The sequence below is a fragment of the Pseudomonas sp. 13159349 genome, from assembly GCF_013305685.1.
Classification (GTDB): domain Bacteria; phylum Pseudomonadota; class Gammaproteobacteria; order Pseudomonadales; family Pseudomonadaceae; genus Aquipseudomonas; species Aquipseudomonas asiatica.
Genome location: NZ_CP045553.1, coordinates 5,053,344 through 5,071,414, shown reverse-complemented (window position 1 = coordinate 5,071,414; position 18,071 = coordinate 5,053,344). Strand labels below are relative to the sequence as shown.

The following is an 18,071-nucleotide window of genomic DNA, read 5'->3' as shown; positions in this document are numbered from 1 at the left end:
GCGATCTCGTCCCGACAATAATTCCAAGGAGAACGCAGATGAACGCACCGCAATCCCCTAACCAGACCAAAATCGAGCAGGTCAAGCTGCTGATCGACGGCCAATGGGTCGAGTCCACGACCACCGAATGGCGCGACATCGTCAACCCGGCCACCCAAGAGGTGCTGGCGCGCGTACCGTTCGCCACCGTCGAAGAAGTCGACGCGGCCGTGGCCGCTGCCCAACGTGCCTTCCAGACCTGGCGTAACACGCCGATCGGTGCGCGCATGCGCATCATGCTCAAGCTGCAGGCGCTGATCCGCGAAAACACCAAACGCATCGCCCAAGTCCTCAGTGCCGAGCAGGGCAAGACCCTGGCCGACGCCGAAGGCGATATCTTCCGCGGCCTGGAAGTGGTCGAGCACGCCGCCTCCATCGGCACCCTGCAGATGGGCGAATTCGCCGAGAACGTTGCCGGCGGCGTCGATACCTATACCCTGCGCCAGCCGATCGGCGTGTGCGCCGGCATCACCCCGTTCAACTTCCCGGCGATGATCCCGCTGTGGATGTTCCCCATGGCCATCGTCTGCGGCAACACCTTCGTGCTCAAGCCGTCCGAGCAGGACCCGCTGTCGACCATGCTGCTGGTCGAACTGGCGCTGGAAGCCGGCATACCGGCTGGCGTGCTCAACGTGGTGCATGGCGGCAAGCAAGTGGTGGATGCCATTTGCACCCACCAGGACATCAAGGCGATTTCCTTCGTCGGCTCCACTGAAGTGGGCACCCACGTGTACAACCTGGGCAGCCAGCACGGCAAGCGCGTGCAGTCGATGATGGGCGCCAAGAACCACGCGGTGGTGCTGCCCGATGCCAACCGCACGCAAACCGTCAACGCCCTGGTCGGTGCCGCCTTCGGTGCAGCAGGCCAGCGCTGCATGGCCACCTCGGTGGCGGTGTTGGTGGGCAAGGCCCGTGAATGGCTGCCGGATATCAAGGAAGCGGCCAGCAAGCTCAAGGTCAATGCCGGCTGCGAGCCAGGCACCGATGTCGGCCCGGTGGTCTCCAAACGCGCCAAGGAGCGTGTGCTGGGCCTGATCGAAAGCGGCATCAAGGAAGGCGCCAAGCTGGAACTCGACGGCCGTGACGTCACGGTACCGGGCTACGAGCAAGGCAACTTCATTGGCCCGACCCTGTTCTCGGGCGTGAAGACCGACATGCAGGTCTACACCCAGGAAATCTTCGGCCCGGTGCTGGTGACCCTGGAGGTCGACACCCTCGACGAGGCCATCGCCCTGGTCAACGCCAACCCGTTCGGTAACGGTACCGGCCTGTTCACCCAGAGCGGCGCGGCAGCGCGTAAGTTCCAGAGCGAAATCGACATCGGCCAGGTCGGTATCAACATCCCGATCCCGGTACCGGTACCGTTCTTCAGCTTCACCGGCTCGCGTGGCTCCAAGCTCGGCGACCTCGGCCCGTACGGCAAGCAAGTGGTGCAGTTCTACACTCAGACCAAGACCGTCACCGCCCGCTGGTTCGATGACGACAGTGTCAACGATGGTGTGAACACCACCATCAGCCTGCGCTAAGGAGAGAGTCATGCGTATCGCATTCATTGGCCTGGGCAACATGGGCGCACCCATGGCCCGCAACCTGATCAAGGCCGGGCACCAACTGAACCTGTTCGACCTGAACAAGGCTGTGCTGGCCGAGCTGGCAGAACTGGGCGGGCAGGTCAGCCCGTCGCCCAAGGACGCGGCGGCCAACAGCGAGCTGGTGATCACCATGCTGCCGGCTGCTGCCCATGTGCGCAGCGTGTACCTGAACGAAGACGGTGTGCTGGCGGGCATTCGCCCCGGCACGCCGACCGTGGATTGCAGCACCATCGACCCGCAGACGGCGCGTGATGTGTCCAAGGCCGCAGCGGCCAAGGGCGTGGACATGGGCGATGCACCGGTGTCCGGTGGCACCGGCGGCGCGGCGGCAGGCACCCTGACCTTCATGGTCGGTGCCAGCACCGAGCTGTTTGCCACCCTCAAGCCGGTACTGGAGCAGATGGGCCGCAACATCGTGCACTGCGGTGAAGTCGGCACCGGGCAGATCGCCAAGATCTGCAACAACCTGCTGCTGGGTATCTCGATGATCGGCGTGTCCGAGGCCATGGCCCTGGGCAACGCGCTGGGCATCGACACCAAGGTGCTGGCCGGCATCATCAACAGTTCGACCGGGCGTTGCTGGAGCTCGGACACCTACAACCCGTGGCCGGGCATCATCGAAACCGCGCCGGCATCGCGTGGCTATACCGGTGGCTTTGGCGCCGAGCTGATGCTCAAGGACCTGGGGCTGGCCACCGAGGCTGCACGCCAGGCGCATCAACCGGTGATCCTGGGGGCCGTGGCCCAGCAGCTGTACCAGGCCATGAGCCTGCGCGGCGAGGGTGGCAAGGACTTCTCGGCGATCGTCGAGGGTTACCGCAAGAAGGATTGACGAGCGAGGACTTTATCGCGGGCCGGGCGGCCTTCCCTCTGTAACTGCGCACCAGAGGGGAGGGGCCCGTACTGCGATGTTTTTTGAGCATTATTTAGGCAAGGGGGGTAAGTAATACATGAAAATTCCCAAACCAAAAAATGCGATAGTCAATATCAAAAGCGAGGAGCCTATGAAGATTAGGAGGGTCTTGATTTTTGAAGGTAGATTATTTATTTCTTTGATGTCAATGAGGTTTTTTCGTGCATAGATTTTAGGAATGAGCAGTATGAATGATATATTCGTTAGTCGAAAGAATTTTCCCATCAAGCCAGCATGTAGCCAGAGTTTTTTTTCGCCGGTTATTGCATTGCAATTTAATAAAAATCCTTCAATGTAATCAATTTTGCGATGAGCGATATATATTGTTAATGCCAGGTTCAAGAAAAGTAAAGTTGTGACTGTCATGCTGTAGACTAAAAAAATCCAGTGCATGATTGTCATTTTGCGACTGCCTCGTATAGAAGTTCCCCAGCCCAGGCGCCTGCTTCATTCCCAAATTTTCCGCCTGCCATTCCCCCCACTGTACCGCCGAATATCCCACAAGCGAGTGCTCCGGTTCCACCTGTCGCTACGCCAAACACCACGCTGCAAGCAGCACCAAGAATAAGCTTGCCACTGGCTGCCCCAGCAGTAGTACCCAACAAGCCCAAGGTTAATGAACTAATCTCGACATAATGCGCCTTTTTGCATTCCTCCTCGCGTCCGAGCGTACAGGCTTTATGTATCTCCAGGCCCGTGGCAGCGACGTCTAATGCAATCCCTACATACGTTCCTTTCTTGATCAAATTAGCAGCCGTCGCCACGCCTGAGACTTTGTTGGCATATCCTGCAATCTCGCCGGTATGCAAATAACTCTTTGTGGATATCCCCAGCGTCCTTTTGATCGAGCCTTTGTTCCTTATCCCGGAACCATAAGCCGCCAGCTTGTTCAGCTGCTCATCCAACTTCATGAACAAGACGGCACGCTTTGCATAGAACTGATCGCGAGCCGCCATGGCCCCTGACCCGAGATGCTGTTGATGCAGCTTCTCGATATCCATCAAGGTGGCCTCGATAGCTTTCAGGTGCTTGCTCCACCCTTCACTGACTACACCAGCGCCCACAGATGCATGCGCGATGAGGCTCTTCAAGGTCTCGAAATTGTCCAGGAAAAAGTTATCCACACCTTGGCCGTTGCGCATCAGCCCCATGTGCGCAATCGTCGCCTGTCTCATCATCCAGGCTTCCTGGCTGGTGCAGGAAGCCGTGGTGGGATCGCCGATGATGATAAGTTCACCGCTACGGACCACAGTATTGGCGATGTGCGAATTCAGCACGTCAAACTTTTCCAGGGAATGACCGGTCAGCGCCAGGTCGGATTTCAGCCTATGATAGTTTTGCAGCTTGAGATTGAGAAACGCCCGGGCTTCAGACATAGCCTTGTCCTCACGCGTATTTCTTGTTGCCGATCCGGTCCCAGCCGCCGGCGATATTGCCGCCACCGGCGCCATCAATGCGCCGCTGCTGGGTATAGGTGGTCTTGATCCGGCCGTAGTTGAGCTGCACTACTTCAAGCGGTACGCCGGTGTCCACGCTCTGCGAATACTCGGCGATGATCACTTCCTCGAGGATGATTTCGTAGTACTTGAGTTTGTCACCACCCGCGCGGCAGAGTGCCAGTTTCACTTCCTTGAGGTGCTGCCCGGTGCAACTGGCCTCCATCAGTTTGCAACTGGCACTGTCGAGGTATTTGGTGAAAGTGAAGTTGGTGACAGAGGTACGGCCGGAAGTGGCTCCGCCAGTAGAACTTGCAGTGGCAGATGTGCTTTGGCTGACGCCGAAATCGTAGCCAAGCACTTCAATCCATTTGCTGTATTGCTTGTCCAGTGCTTCGCCTGGAATGTTGTCGATCTGAATGTAGGCGTCGAAAGCCACGTTTTCTTCTCCCTGGCAATTGAATCAATTGGGTATTGCTGCCCGGTGACCCGGATGATGTGCAGAGCCTAGGCCTGCGATGAGTCGGGGGCAATACTTCAGGGGATGAAGAGGTGCAGTTCAGAAATGGACTACAAATGAAGGGGGGAAGCTGAATTCATATGTCAAAAAATGTAACTGTTATCCTTGCAATAGGGTGATGTTTATTAAACTTCTGGTTGCCTTATTCATCATGTTGAATTGCGAGCAGAGTCATGTGGGAGTTTTCACTCATCCCACATGACCCAAACCAAGGTCCGCTTATGAATCAAGCAAAGACAAAGTACTTGCGCACGGTCTCGACCACTTCCCAGGTGCCTTTCATCCCCGGTTCGATCACGAACACATCACCCGCTTTCAGGTGCTTCGGCTCTTCGCCTTCCGGGGTGATGATGCAGTAGCCATCAAGGAAGTGGCAGAACTCCCACTTCTCGTAGTTGACCTCGAACTTGCCCGGGGTGCAGATCCAGGTGCCCATGATCTTGCTGCCGTCGGCCGACAGGTAGGCGTTGAGGTTGACGGTGTGCGGATCGCCGCCGATGCGCTTCCACTTGGTGGCGTCCACGACCGGCGTCGGGCAGGTTTCGCGCAGGACGGTGATGAAATCGGACATGGCACAACTCCTGGTGACTGGCTGAATGACTCGTCACCATAGGGCCATCGGCCGAGCCGCAGTTGCCTGGGCTCGACGTCCAGCTGTCTGGTCGCGCTATGCCAGGCGGTTGACCTCGACGGTGATGTGTGCCAGTTCTTCGTGTACGCCCAGGGACTGGCGCACGCTGTCGGCGCTGAGTTCGGCCCGGGCGGCCAGGCCGAGAATGCAGGCGTACTGGTCTTTGCCCACGCGCCACACGTGCAGGTCGGTGATGCTGGCCGGCACCGGCAGCTGCGCGACCACCTCGCGGATTTCCTCCACTACCGGCGCGTCCATCTCCGCATCCAGCAGCACTCGCCCGGTATCGCGCAGTAGCCCGCGGGCCCACAGCGCCACCAGCAGCGCACCGACCAGGCCCATGACCGGGTCGAGCCAGCCGGCGCCCCAGTACTTGCCGGCCAGCAGGGCGACGATAGCCAGCACCGAGGTCGCGGCGTCGGCCATCACGTGCAGGTAGGCCGAGCGCAGGTTCAGGTCGTGGTGATGGTGGCCATGGTCATGGTGATGGTCGTGGCCATGGTGGTGATGATCGTGATGGTGATGGTCGTCACGCAGCAGCCAGGCGCAGATCAGGTTGACGGCCAGGCCCACGGCGGCGATGAAGATCGCCTCGTCATAGTGGATCGGCCCCGGTGCCAGCAGGCGCTCCACCGACTGGAATGCCATCAGCCCGGCCACGCCCAGCAACAGCAGGGCGCTGGAGTAGCCGCCGAGAATCTCGATCTTCCAGGTGCCGAAGGCAAAGCGCCGGTCGCCGGCATAACGCCGCGCGGCGGCATAGGCCAGCAGCGACAGGCCCAGGGCCAGGGCGTGGGAGCTCATGTGCCAGCCGTCGGCTAGCAACGCCATGGAATTGAAGAACCAGCCCCCGGTAATTTCCGCCACCATCATTACCGCGGTCAGCCACACGGCCAGGCGCGTCTTGCGCTCGGCGCTCAGGTTGCTGGTATGGAACTGGTGGCTGTGCTGCCAGCGGTCTGAGGTTTGTGTTGCCATGGTTTATCATGCTCCCGGAACGTCGAGAAATATACTATACCCCAGTATACCTAGCATGGTGTGAAACCCAATGGCACATACCCTGAAGAGCAAGAAGCAGCTGCTGACCCGGGTGCGCAAGATCAAAGGCCAGGCCGCCGCCCTGGAGACAGCGCTGGAGCAGGACAAGGACTGCCTGGCGATACTGCAGCAGATCGCCGCCGTGCGCGGTGCGGTGAACGGGCTGATGGCCGAAGTGATGGAAGGGCATATCCGCGAACACCTGGTGGCGGAAGGGCTGAGTGCCGAGGAGCGGCAGGACGAGGCGGACAAGGTGGCGACGTTGCTGCGGTCGTACCTCAAGTAGCAGACCGGCCAAGCTATGGCGATACGGATACTCCTGGGGGGTATAGGTGCCCGATGGTACTTGCTGATTTCTTACGTGTCAGAAGGCATGTGCTTACTTTGCCATCCGATCAGTCCGCTTAGTGCTCGCCTTTAGTTTTCCAGTGCCTGTGAGATCGAGCGCCGCGCGGGCGGCGCTCGATCTTACGGGTACTAGAAAGTTCAAGGCGAACACGTTCTACGCCCACCAATACCGCACAAAGTGGAAGAACACCGGCGCGGCAAAGCACACCGAATCCATGCGGTCGAGCATGCCGCCGTGGCCTTCGATCATGTGCCCCCAGTCCTTCACCCCACGGTCGCGCTTGATCGCCGACATCACCAGCCCGCCGAAGAAGCCCATGGCGTTCACCGCCAACGCCATCAGCGCGGCCTGCCAGAAGGTGAACGGGGTGATCCAGCACAGCAGGGCGCCGATCAGGGTGGCCAGTGCCACGCCGCCGGCCAGGCCTTCGACGGTCTTGGATGGCGACAGGTTGGGCGCTACCTTGTGCTTGCCGAACAGCTTGCCGCACACGTACTGCAGCACGTCGCTGATCTGCACCACAAGGATCAGCCAGGCAATCAGCAACAGGTTGCGGCCCTCGTAACCCGGGATGTCCAGGGTCATCAATGCCGGCACCGACGACACGCAGTACACCGCGATCATCAGCCCCCACTGCACCTTCGAGGCGCGCTCGAGAAAGCGCGTGGTGTCGCCGCCGAAGCTGGCCAGGATCGGCAGCAACAGGAACAGGTACACCGGGATGAAGATACTGAACAACCCGTACCAGTCCATGGCGATCAGCACGTACTGCACCGGCAGTGCCACATAGAACGCAGCCACCAGTGCCGGGTAGTCGCTGCGCCGGGTCGGGGTGAGCGTCATGAACTCGCGCAAAGCATAGAACGACACGCCGTAGAACAGCACGATCACGCCGTACTTGCCGAACAGGAAGGCGATGCCGATCACCAGCACCATCACCCACCAGGCGTTGATGCGGGCGTTGAGGTTGTCGATCACCGCGTGCGGTGCCGGGCCGGCGCGCCATTTGAGCAGGCGGCCGATCACGCTGGCGAGCAGCAGCAGGGCGCCGATGCCGGCAAACAGGGAAAGGGTGTTGTCGTCCATCTCAGGCATCCTTGGGGGCCAGGTTCAGCAGGGCCTGGCTGGCCCGCTCGAGAAAGGCTTGCTTGCTTTCATCCGCCTGCAGGTGCAGCGGCTCGCCAAAGCTCAATGTGCACAACAACGGCAACGGCAGGGCGCGCCCCTTGGGCATCACCCGGTTGAGATTGGCGATCCACACCGGCACCAGTTCGACTCCAGGGTTGGCTGCTGCCAAGTGATACAACCCGCTCCTGAACGGCATCAGCGGCTCGTCGCCGAGATTGCGGGTGCCCTCCGGAAAGAAGATCAGCGAGTCGCCCTGGGCCACTGCTTCGAGGATCGGCTGCAACGGGCTGCCCTGGCCGGGGCTGTGTTGCCGGTTGATCAGCACACCGTTGAAGACCTTGCGGATAAGAAAATCGCGAATGCCCGGCTTGGCCCAGTAATCGGCACCGGCTACCGGACGGGTACGCTTGCGCAGCGGCTGCGGCAGCGAGGCCCACAGCAGTACGAAATCACCATGGCTGCTGTGGTTGGCGAAATACAGGCGCTGCACCGGCAGCGGCGTGCAGCCCAGCCACAGGGCGCGGGCGCCGGTGATCAGGCGGGCGGCGGAAGTGATGAGGTAGGCGGTCAGGTTGGCGAGCATGGATCGGTAGTCATCCCTTCAAAGGCAGTGTCAGCAGGGTAGCCAAGGCCAGCGACAGCTGCAGGCCCAGGCACACTGCCTGGCGGCGTAACAGGGTCAGCGCGGCCCGGCTACGGGCAGGCCATGCTCGGGTGTCGGCGGCCTGCGGTTTGAGTTTCAGCTCGAACAGTGCGTGGTCCAGGGCCTGGGTGTCCGCCGCCAGGTCGCGGCTGGCGGCGAGGCGGGCGAACAATTGGGCATCGATGGCCACACGGATGGCCCAGTACTTGTGCAGCACGCCTAGTACCAGCAGCGCAATGCACAGCAGGCTGGCCAGCGGTTGCAACTGGGCACCCAGCAAGGGCGCCAGGCCGTAGGCCAGGGCCAGCAGGGTGAGGCCGTCCGACAGGCGTTCCAGTTGTTTGCCACAGCCCAGCAGGCTGGCCACCACGTACAGCGTCATGGTTGTGTCCCTAGCTGTTGCAAGGCCTGGCGGTGTGCGCTGTGCAGCACCACGCCAGGGCGCGCCTTGCGGATCAGCGCTTCGGCCTGGCGAGCATCACTGCAGCGGCCCGTGAGTACCAGCCAGGCTGCCACGGCGCTGGCGCTGCGCGAATAGCCCAGGGCGCAGCAGACCAGCACCGGGCCTTGCGAGCGCAGGCGTTCGATGGCGACGGCGGCTTGGTGCAGCAATGGGCTTTCCGGGGCGATCAGGTCCAGGGTAGGAAAACATGCGTAGCCAACGGCGGACGCGACCTGTGTAGGAGCGCTGTCCTGAACATGGCACGGTAGCTCTGCGCACAAATCGACTACCGCAGCGAACTGCGCGTCACACCCAGGAATCCGCCCAAGGTAGACGCCATCACACACTTCATCCGCCTGCGGGTGCCGCCATGTCCACAACCGCGAGTTGACCCACGCCCCAATCAGGTAGGGTGCCAGCAGCCAGCTGGCTGCATTCGACAAGCGCCCATCGGCGCCTTTCTGGAACCCGCCCGCACCGAGCACGCCATAGTTCAGCGCCACCAAAGCCAGCGACACGGCCGGCCAGGTCAACCACAGCCAGGCGCCGCCCAACGCAACGGCAGGCACTGCGCACAGCAGCCCACCCACTGTATAGAACAACGCCAACCGCCAACACTTGGCATCCCGCGCAAGGCGCACCTGCTGCCAGGGCGGTTGCCCTTGATGTGGCCACAACCAGACGCAGACGAACCCCGCCAATGCCCCTGTCGGCACGTCGATGAAATGGTGCTGCCAGGTGGTCAGTACCGAGACCCCGATCAGTGCCATCCAGCCATGCATCAGCCAACGCCAGGGCTGGCGCTGCACGTGCCGGGCAAACATCGTCCAGATGATCACCAGCAGGGCAATATGCAGCGAAGGCGCCTGGTTGAACGGCTTGTCGAAGCCCATCAGCACATCGAACATCCAGCCGAACACCCCGCCCAGTTCCGGCCGCTCGAAGGTGAAGCGCAGCGGCCAGAGCAGGAAGCAGCTGACGCTGATCAGCTGCGCGGTTAGCAGCGCCAGCGCGTGCCGGTCCATTTCCTGGCGCGTGCGTGGCAGCAGGAAGGACAAACCGTAGAGCAGGTCGATCGACCAGTACGGGATGATCGTCCACGGCCACAACGGCATGCGGCTTTCCCAGCCGAACACCAGGCTGCCGACATCACTGCGCCCGGCGGTATGGTTGTTCGCCAGCCCGTAACTAAGAAAAAACAGCGGCCCCAGCAAAAGAAGCCAGAACACGCCTCGGCGGATCAGCCGGGGCTCGCGTGATGGGCTCATTCAGCGCACCCGTTGTGCCAGGCTGACGCTGAAAATGCCCCATTCATCGATGCGTTGGGCCAGCTTGCGGAACCCCGCCGCTTCTACCAACTGGTCCATTTCGGCCTGGCTGCGGCGACGCATGACCCAGGCCTCCCCGCCGCGGTGGCTGGTGAGGGCGCGGGCGATCATTTCCAGTTGCGGGTGCCACGGCTGGCCGGTGTAGACCAAATAGCTGCCATCTTCCAGCGCATCGGCCAGGCCGGCCAGCGAGTTACCTACCAACTGGTTGCTGGCGAACAGTTCGTACAGGCCGGAGACCACGGCCAGGGTCGGTGGTTGTTCCAGGGTCGCCAGGCTCTGGCGGTCGAAGGCATCGCCCTGGACGAAGCGGGCGATGTCGGTCAGGCCTTTTTCTGCAATCAGTGCGCTGCCTTGCTGCACGTTCAGTTCGCTGTAGTCACGCAGCAGGATCGAATCCGGCAGTTGTTCGAGCTCCTGCAGGGCCTCGAGAATGTAGCGGCCATGGCCGGCGGCGATATCGACGATGTGCACCGGCCGCTGCTGGTCGCGCAGGCGGACGATGGCCAGGCGCAGCAGTTCCTCTACGTGCAGCTTGCGCTGGCGGATGCCGCGCCAGCCGATGGCGTCGAGGTAGTTCTGGTCGATCAGGCGACCGAGCTTGCCTTTGCCGGTCGGCTGGTTGCGGTACACGTAGTCCAGGGTACTGCCCGAATCGAAACCGGTATCGAAACCCAGCTTCACACCTTCGGACAGCCCCTTGCCCAGCCGCAGCCCGGCACGGGTAGCACGCCAGTAAAGGTCGCGGGGCGAGTTGCGCGGCAGCGGTGCGGCCAGGCTTTCGGCCTCGGCGCAGCTGGCGCCGGTCTTGTCGGCATCGAGCAGTGATGGCAGGGCGGCGGGGCTGGCGAAGCAATGTTCGACAAACCGCTCGATGCGCCGCAAGGCATGGGCCCTGTCACGCTCGCCAAGGGTGTCGTGGAAAAAACCTGGCAGGATGTGCATTTCCTTGCGCGCACTGCCCAGGCGTTCGAAGAAGCGTTCCTGCGGTTGGCGTTCGACCACGAAGTCGGCACCGGACACCAGCAGTTGGGTTGGCAACTGAATGGCCTGGGCATCCGCCACCACCCGGTCGGCGGCTTCGTACAGGCCCAGCAGCATGGTTACCGAAATCGGCCGGCTGATCAGCGGGTCGGCCACGTACGACATGACCCGTTCGGGGTCGTGGGTGAGCAGGCGGGGCTTGACGTAGCTGTTTACGAAGAAGTTTCCGCGCAAGGCTTTCAGCAGTTTCAGGCCGGTGCGGGCGAACGGCACATACAGTTTGACCTTGAACGCTGGCGAGGCCAGCACCAGGCAGCGCACCTTGGGCGCGTAGTCGTGGGCCCAGGTGGCGACGAGCACGGCCCCTACGCTCTGCGCCAGCACCACCAGGTCCTGTTCGGCGATGCCATGGCTGGCCTGGATGTGCTCGATGAAGGTCTGCACATCGCGCACGCTGGTGGCGAAGCCCGGGCTGTCGCCACGCGCGCCCGGCGAATGGCCGTGGCCGCGGGCATCCCAGGCGAAGAAATCGTAGCCCGGCATGTCCAGCTCGTCGGCCAGGTGTGCCATGCGCCCGCCGTGTTCGTGGCCGCGATGGAACATCACCACGGCCCGGCGTGGCTGGTGTTGGTTACGCGTGGCAGGCCAGTGACGGTAATACAGCTCGACGCCGTCATGGGTGGAGAAGTGCAGCGCTTGCGCTTGGCGCATGGTCGACATCCTTTTGCGACGGCAGTGGGCTCAGCGGGTTTCGGCCAGCCCCTGGCGAACCCGGTTGTAGAGGGTATAGAGCGAGAGTGCGAGGATGACCAGCAACAAGCCGTTGAGCCAGGTGCCATTCAGCAGGCCTAGGGCGACACCGGTACCCAGCACACCGAAGGCAAAGGCCCGGTCGCTCTTGCCCATTGGGCCATCGTAGCGCCGTGAAGCACCGGCCAGTGGGCCCATGACACCGGCGTATTCGCTGAAGGTGGCGCTGAGCACCACGAGCACGACCAAGGTTGGCGATACACCGGCCAGCAGGGCGAAGGGCAGGTACAGCGCGGCATCGGCGATCACGTCGCACAGTTCGTTGAGGTAGGCACCGAGGGTGGATTGCTGGCCGAACTCACGGGCGAGCATGCCGTCGACGGCGTTCAGTGCCATGCGCAGCAGCATCCAGACTGGCACCAGAATGAACAGCCAGGTGAGATGGGGCAGGGCAGCCAGCAGCAGGCCCAGCAGGATCGACAGCAGGGCGGCGGCGACAGTGACCTGGTTGGCGGTGACACCGCGGTCGTGGAGGCGCTGGACAGCAGGGCGGAGCATGGCCTGGAAGCGCGGTTTGAGCTGGTAGATCGATGCCACTGGAAAGTCCTTTTCGGTGGTGCGATGGGAGGATTGTGTGCGAGCGGCTAAAAAAATGCACTTACTGTGCACGCTCCTACATCGATCGCGTTGGCTTCAAGTCATGCGCAGTACATGCAACATACTGATCGGGTCAGCGGGTGAGGGTGGTTACCAACCCTGCGGCATACCCCGGCAATGCCGCAAAATCGCGTGCACACACCAGCAACCGGCGATTGGCCCATGGTTCCGTCAGCGCCACCCAGTGCAACGGCAACACCCCTTGCCAACGCTTCACCGCAGCCAGCGGCACCACCCCCACCCCGGCCCCGCCCGCAACCATGCGGATCACGCCATCGAACCCTTCGGCACGCACCCGAACCCGCATGCGCCGCCCCTCGCGCAGCGCCTGCTCTTCCAGGTACAACGCCAGTGCACTGCCGGCACCCAGGCCGACATAGCCATGGGCCAGGCTATCGATAAAGCTCGGCGCTACCTCGCTGGCCAGTGGATGGCGCTGCGGCGTTACAAGCACCAGTGGGTCTTCGCGAAACGGCCGGGTCTGCAGGTGCTCGCTGGGGGCGGCGGTCGAAACTATGCCCAGGTCCGCCATGCCCTGGGTAATCGACTGCACGATGCGCAGGCTCGGCAACTCCTGCACATCCACGCTGACGCCTGGGTTTTCAGCCAGGTAGCCGGCCAGCAGCTCCGGCAGGTACTCCGTGAGTGCAGCCGTGTTGCACAGCAGGCGCACCTGGCCCTGCTGCCCTTGAACGTACTGGCCCAGGTCGAACTGCAGGCGCTCGACCTGCTGCGATATCAGCCGGGCATGCTGCAGCAGTGCCTGGCCGGCCAGAGTTGCTTGCACGCCACGGCGGTTGCGTTCCAGCAAAGGGATGCCCAGCGAAGCCTCCATGGCGCGGATCCGCGCACTGGCTGCTGCCAGCGAAAGATGGCTGCGGCTGGCACCGGCGGTGATGTTGCCGCACTCCAGGGTGTGCTGGAACAGCCTGAGGTCGATCAGATCGAAATGCATGTGGCTCTGTCCTGGCAAGAGTCTGGCTGAGTATATGGCAGATTTTCAGCCCGGCTGGCGCACGCCATTATCGGCCTATGAATACCTTGCTCGCTTTCTACCAGAACATTGGCCCAGCGCTGTCGCTGCTGGTGGTACTGACTTTCCTGCTGGCCGGCGCGGTGAAGGGCTTGATCGGCCTCGGCCTGCCGACAATCGCCATGGGCCTGCTGGGCCTGGCTATGTCACCGGCGCAGGCTGCGGCATTGCTGATTGTGCCTTCGACCCTCACCAACCTCTGGCAGCTGGCCAGTGGGGGGCACCTGCGGAGGTTGCTGGCACGCCTGTGGCCGATGCTGGCGATGATCTTCGTCGGTACCTTGCTGGGCAGCGCCTGGCTGGGGATCAACAGCGGCCCTTGGGCCGCACATGCACTGGGCGCGGCCTTGATGGTGTATGCGCTGTACGGGCTGGTCGGTCCGGGTCTGCGCCTGGCACCGGGGCGGGAGCCTTGGCTGGCGCCGCTTTGCGGGCTGGTCACGGGCGTGGTCACGGCGGCGACCGGGGTGTTCGTGATACCGGCTGTGCCCTACCTGCAGAGCCTGGGTTTGAATCGGGATCAGATGGTCCAGGCCCTGGGCCTGTCGTTCACGGTTTCGACCCTGGCCCTGGCCGTTGGCCTGGCCGGGCAGCATGTCCTGGGTGGCCAGGCGCTGGGTGCTTCGCTGCTGATGCTGGCGCCGGCCTTAGTCGGCATGCTGGCCGGCCAGTGGCTGCGTCAGCGCATCAGTACGCCGCTGTTCAAACGGTGCTTCTTCATCGGCCTGGCCGCGCTCGGCGGCCATTTGCTGATCAGCGGTTAGCGCTTGATGCGCTGAGCATGTCGATCATCTGGATGTCGAAATCGCGTTCCAGGTAGTCCATGCGTTTTTCGAAGAACGCGGTCATGTGCGGCAGTGCCGAATGCACATCCAGCGCTGCCTTGTCGGCCCAGACCTCGAAGAACACGAACAGGCTCGGGTCCTGCTTGTCGCGCAGCATGTGGTACTCGATGCAGCCCGGCTCCTGGCGGCTTGGCTCGACGTAAGCGCGGAACAGCGTTTCGAACGCTTCAGCCATTTCCGGGCGGGTCTTGGCTTTGAGGATGAAGGCGTACTGCTCACTCATGGGTCGCTACTCGGTGATGGGAGGTGATGCGATTCTAAGGCAATAATGCATTATTGATTCGTGACTTCAGGTCAATTGTATTTTGCCGCTGCATTACTGTATCCCGCGCCCGCGAGCCCCTAACCTGCCGGCCTGAATTTTTTCCGCGAGGCCCGCATGAAGAAGATCCTTTTGCTCAACGGTGGTAAACAGTTCGCCCACTCCGACGGTCGTCTGAACACGACCTTGCACGAAGCGGCCATCGCTCACCTGGACCGGGCCGGTTTCGATGTACGCCAGACCTTCATCGACGGTGGCTATGATGCCCAGGAAGAGGTGGAGAAGTTCCTCTGGGCCGATGTGGTCATCTACCAGATGCCCGGCTGGTGGATGGGTGCGCCATGGACCGTTAAAAAGTACATCGACGAGGTGTTCACCGCCGGCCACGGTAGCTTGTATGCCAACGACGGCCGTACCCGTGCGGACCACTCGCAGAAGTACGGCAGTGGTGGCCTGGTGCACGGCAAGCAGTACATGCTTTCGCTGACTTGGAATGCACCGCAGCAGGCATTCGACGACCCTAGCGATTTCTTCGAGGGCAAGGGGGTGGACGCGGTGTACTTCCCATTCCACAAGGCCAACCAGTTCCTCGGCATGACCGGGTTGCCGACTTTCCTGGCGGTGGATGTGATGAAGCGGCCTGATGTGCCGGCTGCTTTGGCAGCCTATGAGGCGCATCTGGACAAGGTGTTTGGCAAGGCACAGTAAGGTTTTTCTGTGCTGGACTTGGCCTAGACAAGCGGCTATCTATTCCGGCAGAGACCAACCGCAGGCGCAGATGTGAAAACCCGATCCGAAGAGCTCCAGGTATTCGTCACCGTCATCGACTGCGGCTCGATTTCCGCTGCTGCCGAGCAGATGGGCCAGACCCCGTCTGCCGTCAGCCGTACCCTGTCGCGCCTTGAAGGCAAGCTGGGTACCACGCTGGTCAACCGCACCACCCGGCGCATGGACCTGACCGAGGAGGGCCGCTTCTTCCTCGAGCGCGCGCGGTTGATCCTGGAACAGATGGACGAGATGGAAGAGCGACTGTCGATGAACCGCCAGACCCCTACCGGGCGCCTGCGCATCAACGCCGCCGCGCCGTTCATGCTGCATGCCATCCTGCCGTGGATCGGCGAGTTCCGCCGCCAATACCCTGGTATCGAACTGGAACTCAATACCGACGACTTGATCATCGACCTGCTGGAGCAAAGCACCGATGTGGCGATCCGCATCGGTGAACTGGCCGACTCCAGCCTGCACGCACGCAGCCTGGGATGCAGCCCGGTACAGGTGCTGGCCAGCCCGGCCTACCTCGAGCAACACGGCACGCCGCAGCGGGTCGAGGACCTGGCCAACCACTGCCTGCTCGGCTTCAGCCAGCCCGAATCGCTCAACCATTGGCCACTGCGCCATGCCCAGGGGGACCGCTGGAGCATTCGCCCGTCGCTGATCGCCTCCAGCGGCGAGACCTTGCGCCAATTGGCGCTGGCCGGCGAGGGCATCGTCAGCCTGTCGCACTTCATGACCCACGAGGACATTCGCGCCGGGCGCCTGCAAGTGCTGCTGAGCGAAGCCAACAACGGCTATCGCCAGCCGATCCATGCGGTGTACTACCGCAACACCCAGCTGGCGCTGCGTATCCAGTGCTTCCTCGATTTCATCCAGCGCAAGTTGGCGATGTACGCCAGCTGAGTTGCCTGAACGCGACAGGTCCTGTCCACGGGCGGCGAAACTTCCTGCGGTTGATTGCACAGTCGAAGCGCTTCGGCCTTACTGACTGCTCAACAAAAACAACACCAAGGAAGTGTCATGCGTATTGCTCCGTTCCAGTACCTGGCTCTCGCAGCCGCGATCCTGAGCTGTTCCACGGTCCATGCCGCCAATCTTGAGGGCGGCGCAGTGGCCGCGCCCGATCAATATGGTGCACAGGTGGCCGCCGATATCCTCAAGAAAGGCGGCAACGCGGTGGATGCGGCAGTGGCCACGGCTTTCACCCTGGCGGTGACTTATCCCGAGGCTGGCAACATCGGCGGTGGCGGGTTCATGACCCTGTTCGTCGACGGCAAACCCTACTTCCTCGATTACCGCGAAGTCGCGCCCAAGGCCGCCACGCGCAACATGTACCTGGACGAAAAGGGTGAGGTCATCGAAAACCTCAGTCTGGTCGGGGCACGTGCTGCTGGCGTTCCGGGCACGGTGATGGGGTTGTGGGAGGCGCACCAGAAGTTCGGCAAGCTGCCCTGGAGCGAACTGCTGACCCCGGCCATCGGCTATGCGAAAAACGGCTTCAAGGTTGCGGCCAAGCAGTACCAGTACCGCAACGACGCCCAGGGCATGTTCAAGACCGCGACCAATTTCAACGACTACTTCGGCAACATGAAGGTCGGCGAGCTGTTCAAGCAACCGGAAATGGCCCAGACCCTGGAGCGCATCGCCGACAAGGGCGTGAGCGAGTTCTACCAGGGCAAGACCGCAGACCTGCTGGTGGCGCAGATGCAAGCCGACAAGGGCCTGATCACCAAGCAAGACCTGAAGGACTACAAGGCCGTATGGCGCGAGCCAATGGCCGTGAGCTGGCGTGGCAATGTGGTCTATACCGCGCCACCGCCAAGCTCCGGTGGTGTAGCCCTGGCCCAGCTGCTGGGTATCAAGGAAAACCGCGCGGCGGACTTCAAGGGTGTGGCGCACAACTCGGCGCAGTACATTCACCTGTTGGCCGAGATCGAGAAGCGCGTGTTCGCCGACCGCGCCGACTACCTTGGCGACCCGGCCTTCACCAAAGTGCCGGTGGATCAGCTGGTGGCCAAGGACTACCTGGCCAAGCGCGCCGCGCAGGTCAACCCGAAGGCCATTTCCGATACCGACAAGGTCAAGCCGGGCCTGGAACCGCACCAGACCACGCACTTCTCGATCGTCGACAAGCAGGGCAATGCGGTCAGCAACACCTACACCCTCAACCTCGATTACGGCAGTGGTGTGGTGGTGAAAGGCGCCGGCTTCCTGCTCAACGACGAGATGGACGATTTCAGCGCCAAGCCGGGGGCGGCGAACGCCTTTGGTGTAATAGGTGGCGATGCCAATGCTATCGCCCCGGGCAAGCGCATGCTGTCGTCCATGAGCCCCAGCCTGATGACCCGCGATGGCAAGGTCGAGCTGGTCATCGGCACTCCGGGTGGCTCGCGGATCTTCACCTCGATCTTCCAGGTGATGAACAACCTGTACGACTACGACATGCCGCTGGACAAGGCGGTGGCGGCGCAGCGCGTGCACCATCAGTTGCTGCCCAAGGACACCATCTACTTCGACAGCTATGCGCCGCTGACCGGGCCGGTGGCTGATGAACTGAAGAAGATGGGCTATGTGCTGGAGGACCAGGGCTGGGAGATGGGGGATATCCAGGCGATCCGGGTTGATGGGACGAAGCTGGAGACCGCTTCGGATCCGCGTGGGCGTGGGGTGGGGATGATCGTCAAGTAAGCGGTCGTCAGTGCCGGCC

At 62.1% G+C, this 18,071-nt stretch carries 19 protein-coding genes; 7 read left to right on the top strand and 12 right to left on the bottom strand.

Translation table 11 applies throughout. The annotated features are described in order from the left end of the window. Positions 1 to 38 precede the first annotated feature (38 nt). A complete protein-coding gene (locus GEV38_RS23395; RefSeq protein ID WP_054572782.1) occupies positions 39 to 1,565 on the top strand; it encodes a CoA-acylating methylmalonate-semialdehyde dehydrogenase in 1,527 nt (508 codons plus the stop codon). Between the two features lie 10 nt (positions 1,566 to 1,575). After that, entirely contained in the window at positions 1,576 to 2,463 is an 888-nt protein-coding gene (mmsB, locus tag GEV38_RS23390; RefSeq protein WP_015271823.1) for a 3-hydroxyisobutyrate dehydrogenase, read from the top strand. A 479-nt stretch (positions 2,464 to 2,942) separates the two neighbouring features. Here mmsB and GEV38_RS23385 read toward each other — a convergent pair whose 3' ends face one another. The 4 genes from GEV38_RS23385 to dmeF form a co-directional block, all read right to left on the bottom strand. Further along, entirely contained in the window at positions 2,943 to 3,920 is a 978-nt protein-coding gene (locus GEV38_RS23385; protein ID WP_015271821.1) for a hypothetical protein, read from the bottom strand. 10 nt (positions 3,921 to 3,930) lie between these two features. Next, complete coding sequence (locus tag GEV38_RS23380) at positions 3,931 to 4,419, bottom strand: type VI secretion system tube protein Hcp (RefSeq protein WP_003258410.1); 489 nt, start codon at positions 4,417 to 4,419, stop codon at positions 3,931 to 3,933. A 307-nt stretch (positions 4,420 to 4,726) separates the two neighbouring features. Next, a complete protein-coding gene (locus GEV38_RS23375) occupies positions 4,727 to 5,071 on the bottom strand; it encodes a cupin domain-containing protein (protein WP_003258412.1) in 345 nt (114 codons plus the stop codon). Positions 5,072 to 5,167: 96 nt separating this feature from the next. Beyond that, entirely contained in the window at positions 5,168 to 6,109 is a 942-nt protein-coding gene (dmeF, locus tag GEV38_RS23370; protein WP_015271820.1) for a CDF family Co(II)/Ni(II) efflux transporter DmeF, read from the bottom strand. 70 nt (positions 6,110 to 6,179) lie between these two features. Between dmeF and GEV38_RS23365 the strand changes: the two genes are divergently transcribed. Beyond that, positions 6,180 to 6,455 carry a metal/formaldehyde-sensitive transcriptional repressor gene (locus GEV38_RS23365; RefSeq protein ID WP_015271819.1) on the top strand — a complete coding sequence of 92 codons (276 nt, stop codon included), beginning with the start codon at positions 6,180 to 6,182 and terminating at the stop codon, positions 6,453 to 6,455. Positions 6,456 to 6,671: 216 nt separating this feature from the next. On the opposite strand, the gene GEV38_RS23360 is transcribed toward GEV38_RS23365, so the two are convergent. From GEV38_RS23360 to GEV38_RS23330, 7 genes are all read right to left on the bottom strand, one after another. After that, entirely contained in the window at positions 6,672 to 7,604 is a 933-nt protein-coding gene (locus GEV38_RS23360) for a phosphatidate cytidylyltransferase (protein ID WP_015271818.1), read from the bottom strand. 1 nt (position 7,605) lies between these two features. Continuing rightward, complete coding sequence (locus GEV38_RS23355) at positions 7,606 to 8,229, bottom strand: lysophospholipid acyltransferase family protein (RefSeq protein ID WP_015271817.1); 624 nt, start codon at positions 8,227 to 8,229, stop codon at positions 7,606 to 7,608. A gap of 10 nt (positions 8,230 to 8,239) precedes the next feature. Further along, entirely contained in the window at positions 8,240 to 8,671 is a 432-nt protein-coding gene (locus GEV38_RS23350) for a hypothetical protein (protein WP_054572783.1), read from the bottom strand. Continuing rightward, a complete protein-coding gene (locus GEV38_RS23345; protein WP_054572784.1) occupies positions 8,668 to 9,999 on the bottom strand; it encodes a phosphatase PAP2/dual specificity phosphatase family protein in 1,332 nt (443 codons plus the stop codon). The genes GEV38_RS23350 and GEV38_RS23345 overlap by 4 nt, the downstream gene beginning before the upstream one ends. Then, entirely contained in the window at positions 10,000 to 11,754 is a 1,755-nt protein-coding gene (locus tag GEV38_RS23340; RefSeq protein ID WP_015271814.1) for a bifunctional alpha/beta hydrolase/class I SAM-dependent methyltransferase, read from the bottom strand. 30 nt (positions 11,755 to 11,784) lie between these two features. Beyond that, a complete protein-coding gene (locus tag GEV38_RS23335; RefSeq protein WP_015271813.1) occupies positions 11,785 to 12,390 on the bottom strand; it encodes a CDP-alcohol phosphatidyltransferase family protein in 606 nt (201 codons plus the stop codon). Positions 12,391 to 12,523: 133 nt separating this feature from the next. After that, positions 12,524 to 13,405, bottom strand: a complete 882-nt coding sequence (locus GEV38_RS23330) for a LysR substrate-binding domain-containing protein (RefSeq protein ID WP_054572785.1) — start codon at positions 13,403 to 13,405, stop codon at positions 12,524 to 12,526. A gap of 77 nt (positions 13,406 to 13,482) precedes the next feature. Here GEV38_RS23330 and GEV38_RS23325 point away from each other — a divergent pair, with 77 nt between their 5' ends. Then, positions 13,483 to 14,247 carry a sulfite exporter TauE/SafE family protein gene (locus GEV38_RS23325; protein ID WP_015271811.1) on the top strand — a complete coding sequence of 255 codons (765 nt, stop codon included), beginning with the start codon at positions 13,483 to 13,485 and terminating at the stop codon, positions 14,245 to 14,247. Here the strand turns inward: GEV38_RS23325 and GEV38_RS23320 are convergent. Beyond that, positions 14,237 to 14,551, bottom strand: a complete 315-nt coding sequence (locus GEV38_RS23320; protein ID WP_003258316.1) for a putative quinol monooxygenase — start codon at positions 14,549 to 14,551, stop codon at positions 14,237 to 14,239. The two genes, GEV38_RS23325 and GEV38_RS23320, sit on opposite strands and share 11 nt — an antisense overlap. A gap of 156 nt (positions 14,552 to 14,707) precedes the next feature. Between GEV38_RS23320 and GEV38_RS23315 the strand changes: the two genes are divergently transcribed. The 3 genes from GEV38_RS23315 to ggt all read left to right on the top strand — a co-directional run bounded on the left by GEV38_RS23315 (position 14,708) and on the right by ggt (position 18,052). Next, complete coding sequence (locus tag GEV38_RS23315; protein WP_015271810.1) at positions 14,708 to 15,298, top strand: NAD(P)H-dependent oxidoreductase; 591 nt, start codon at positions 14,708 to 14,710, stop codon at positions 15,296 to 15,298. Positions 15,299 to 15,370: 72 nt separating this feature from the next. Beyond that, on the top strand, positions 15,371 to 16,267 hold the full coding sequence (locus tag GEV38_RS23310) for a LysR family transcriptional regulator (RefSeq protein WP_015271809.1): 897 nt from the start codon (positions 15,371 to 15,373) through the stop codon (positions 16,265 to 16,267). Between the two features lie 117 nt (positions 16,268 to 16,384). Then, complete coding sequence (gene ggt / locus GEV38_RS23305; RefSeq protein ID WP_054572786.1) at positions 16,385 to 18,052, top strand: gamma-glutamyltransferase; 1,668 nt, start codon at positions 16,385 to 16,387, stop codon at positions 18,050 to 18,052. The last annotated feature ends 19 nt before the right edge of the window (positions 18,053 to 18,071 follow it).

Bases quoted from the DNA above. Each gene is read 5' to 3' on its own strand.
- GEV38_RS23375 (WP_003258412.1), bottom strand. From the start codon at position 5,071: ATGTCCGATTTCATCACCGTCCTGCGCGAAACCTGCCCGACGCCGGTC.
- GEV38_RS23350 (WP_054572783.1), bottom strand. From the start codon at position 8,671: ATGACGCTGTACGTGGTGGCCAGCCTGCTGGGCTGTGGCAAACAACTG.
- GEV38_RS23345 (WP_054572784.1), bottom strand. From the start codon at position 9,999: ATGAGCCCATCACGCGAGCCCCGGCTGATCCGCCGAGGCGTGTTCTGG.
- GEV38_RS23385 (WP_015271821.1), bottom strand. From the start codon at position 3,920: ATGTCTGAAGCCCGGGCGTTTCTCAATCTCAAGCTGCAAAACTATCAT.
- dmeF (WP_015271820.1), bottom strand. From the start codon at position 6,109: ATGGCAACACAAACCTCAGACCGCTGGCAGCACAGCCACCAGTTCCAT.
- GEV38_RS23315 (WP_015271810.1), top strand. From the start codon at position 14,708: ATGAAGAAGATCCTTTTGCTCAACGGTGGTAAACAGTTCGCCCACTCC.
- GEV38_RS23325 (WP_015271811.1), top strand. From the start codon at position 13,483: ATGAATACCTTGCTCGCTTTCTACCAGAACATTGGCCCAGCGCTGTCG.
- GEV38_RS23330 (WP_054572785.1), bottom strand. From the start codon at position 13,405: ATGCATTTCGATCTGATCGACCTCAGGCTGTTCCAGCACACCCTGGAG.
- GEV38_RS23320 (WP_003258316.1), bottom strand. From the start codon at position 14,551: ATGAGTGAGCAGTACGCCTTCATCCTCAAAGCCAAGACCCGCCCGGAA.
- GEV38_RS23360 (WP_015271818.1), bottom strand. From the start codon at position 7,604: ATGGACGACAACACCCTTTCCCTGTTTGCCGGCATCGGCGCCCTGCTG.
- GEV38_RS23365 (WP_015271819.1), top strand. From the start codon at position 6,180: ATGGCACATACCCTGAAGAGCAAGAAGCAGCTGCTGACCCGGGTGCGC.
- GEV38_RS23355 (WP_015271817.1), bottom strand. From the start codon at position 8,229: ATGCTCGCCAACCTGACCGCCTACCTCATCACTTCCGCCGCCCGCCTG.
- GEV38_RS23395 (WP_054572782.1), top strand. From the start codon at position 39: ATGAACGCACCGCAATCCCCTAACCAGACCAAAATCGAGCAGGTCAAG.
- mmsB (WP_015271823.1), top strand. From the start codon at position 1,576: ATGCGTATCGCATTCATTGGCCTGGGCAACATGGGCGCACCCATGGCC.
- GEV38_RS23340 (WP_015271814.1), bottom strand. From the start codon at position 11,754: ATGCGCCAAGCGCAAGCGCTGCACTTCTCCACCCATGACGGCGTCGAG.
- ggt (WP_054572786.1), top strand. From the start codon at position 16,385: ATGCGTATTGCTCCGTTCCAGTACCTGGCTCTCGCAGCCGCGATCCTG.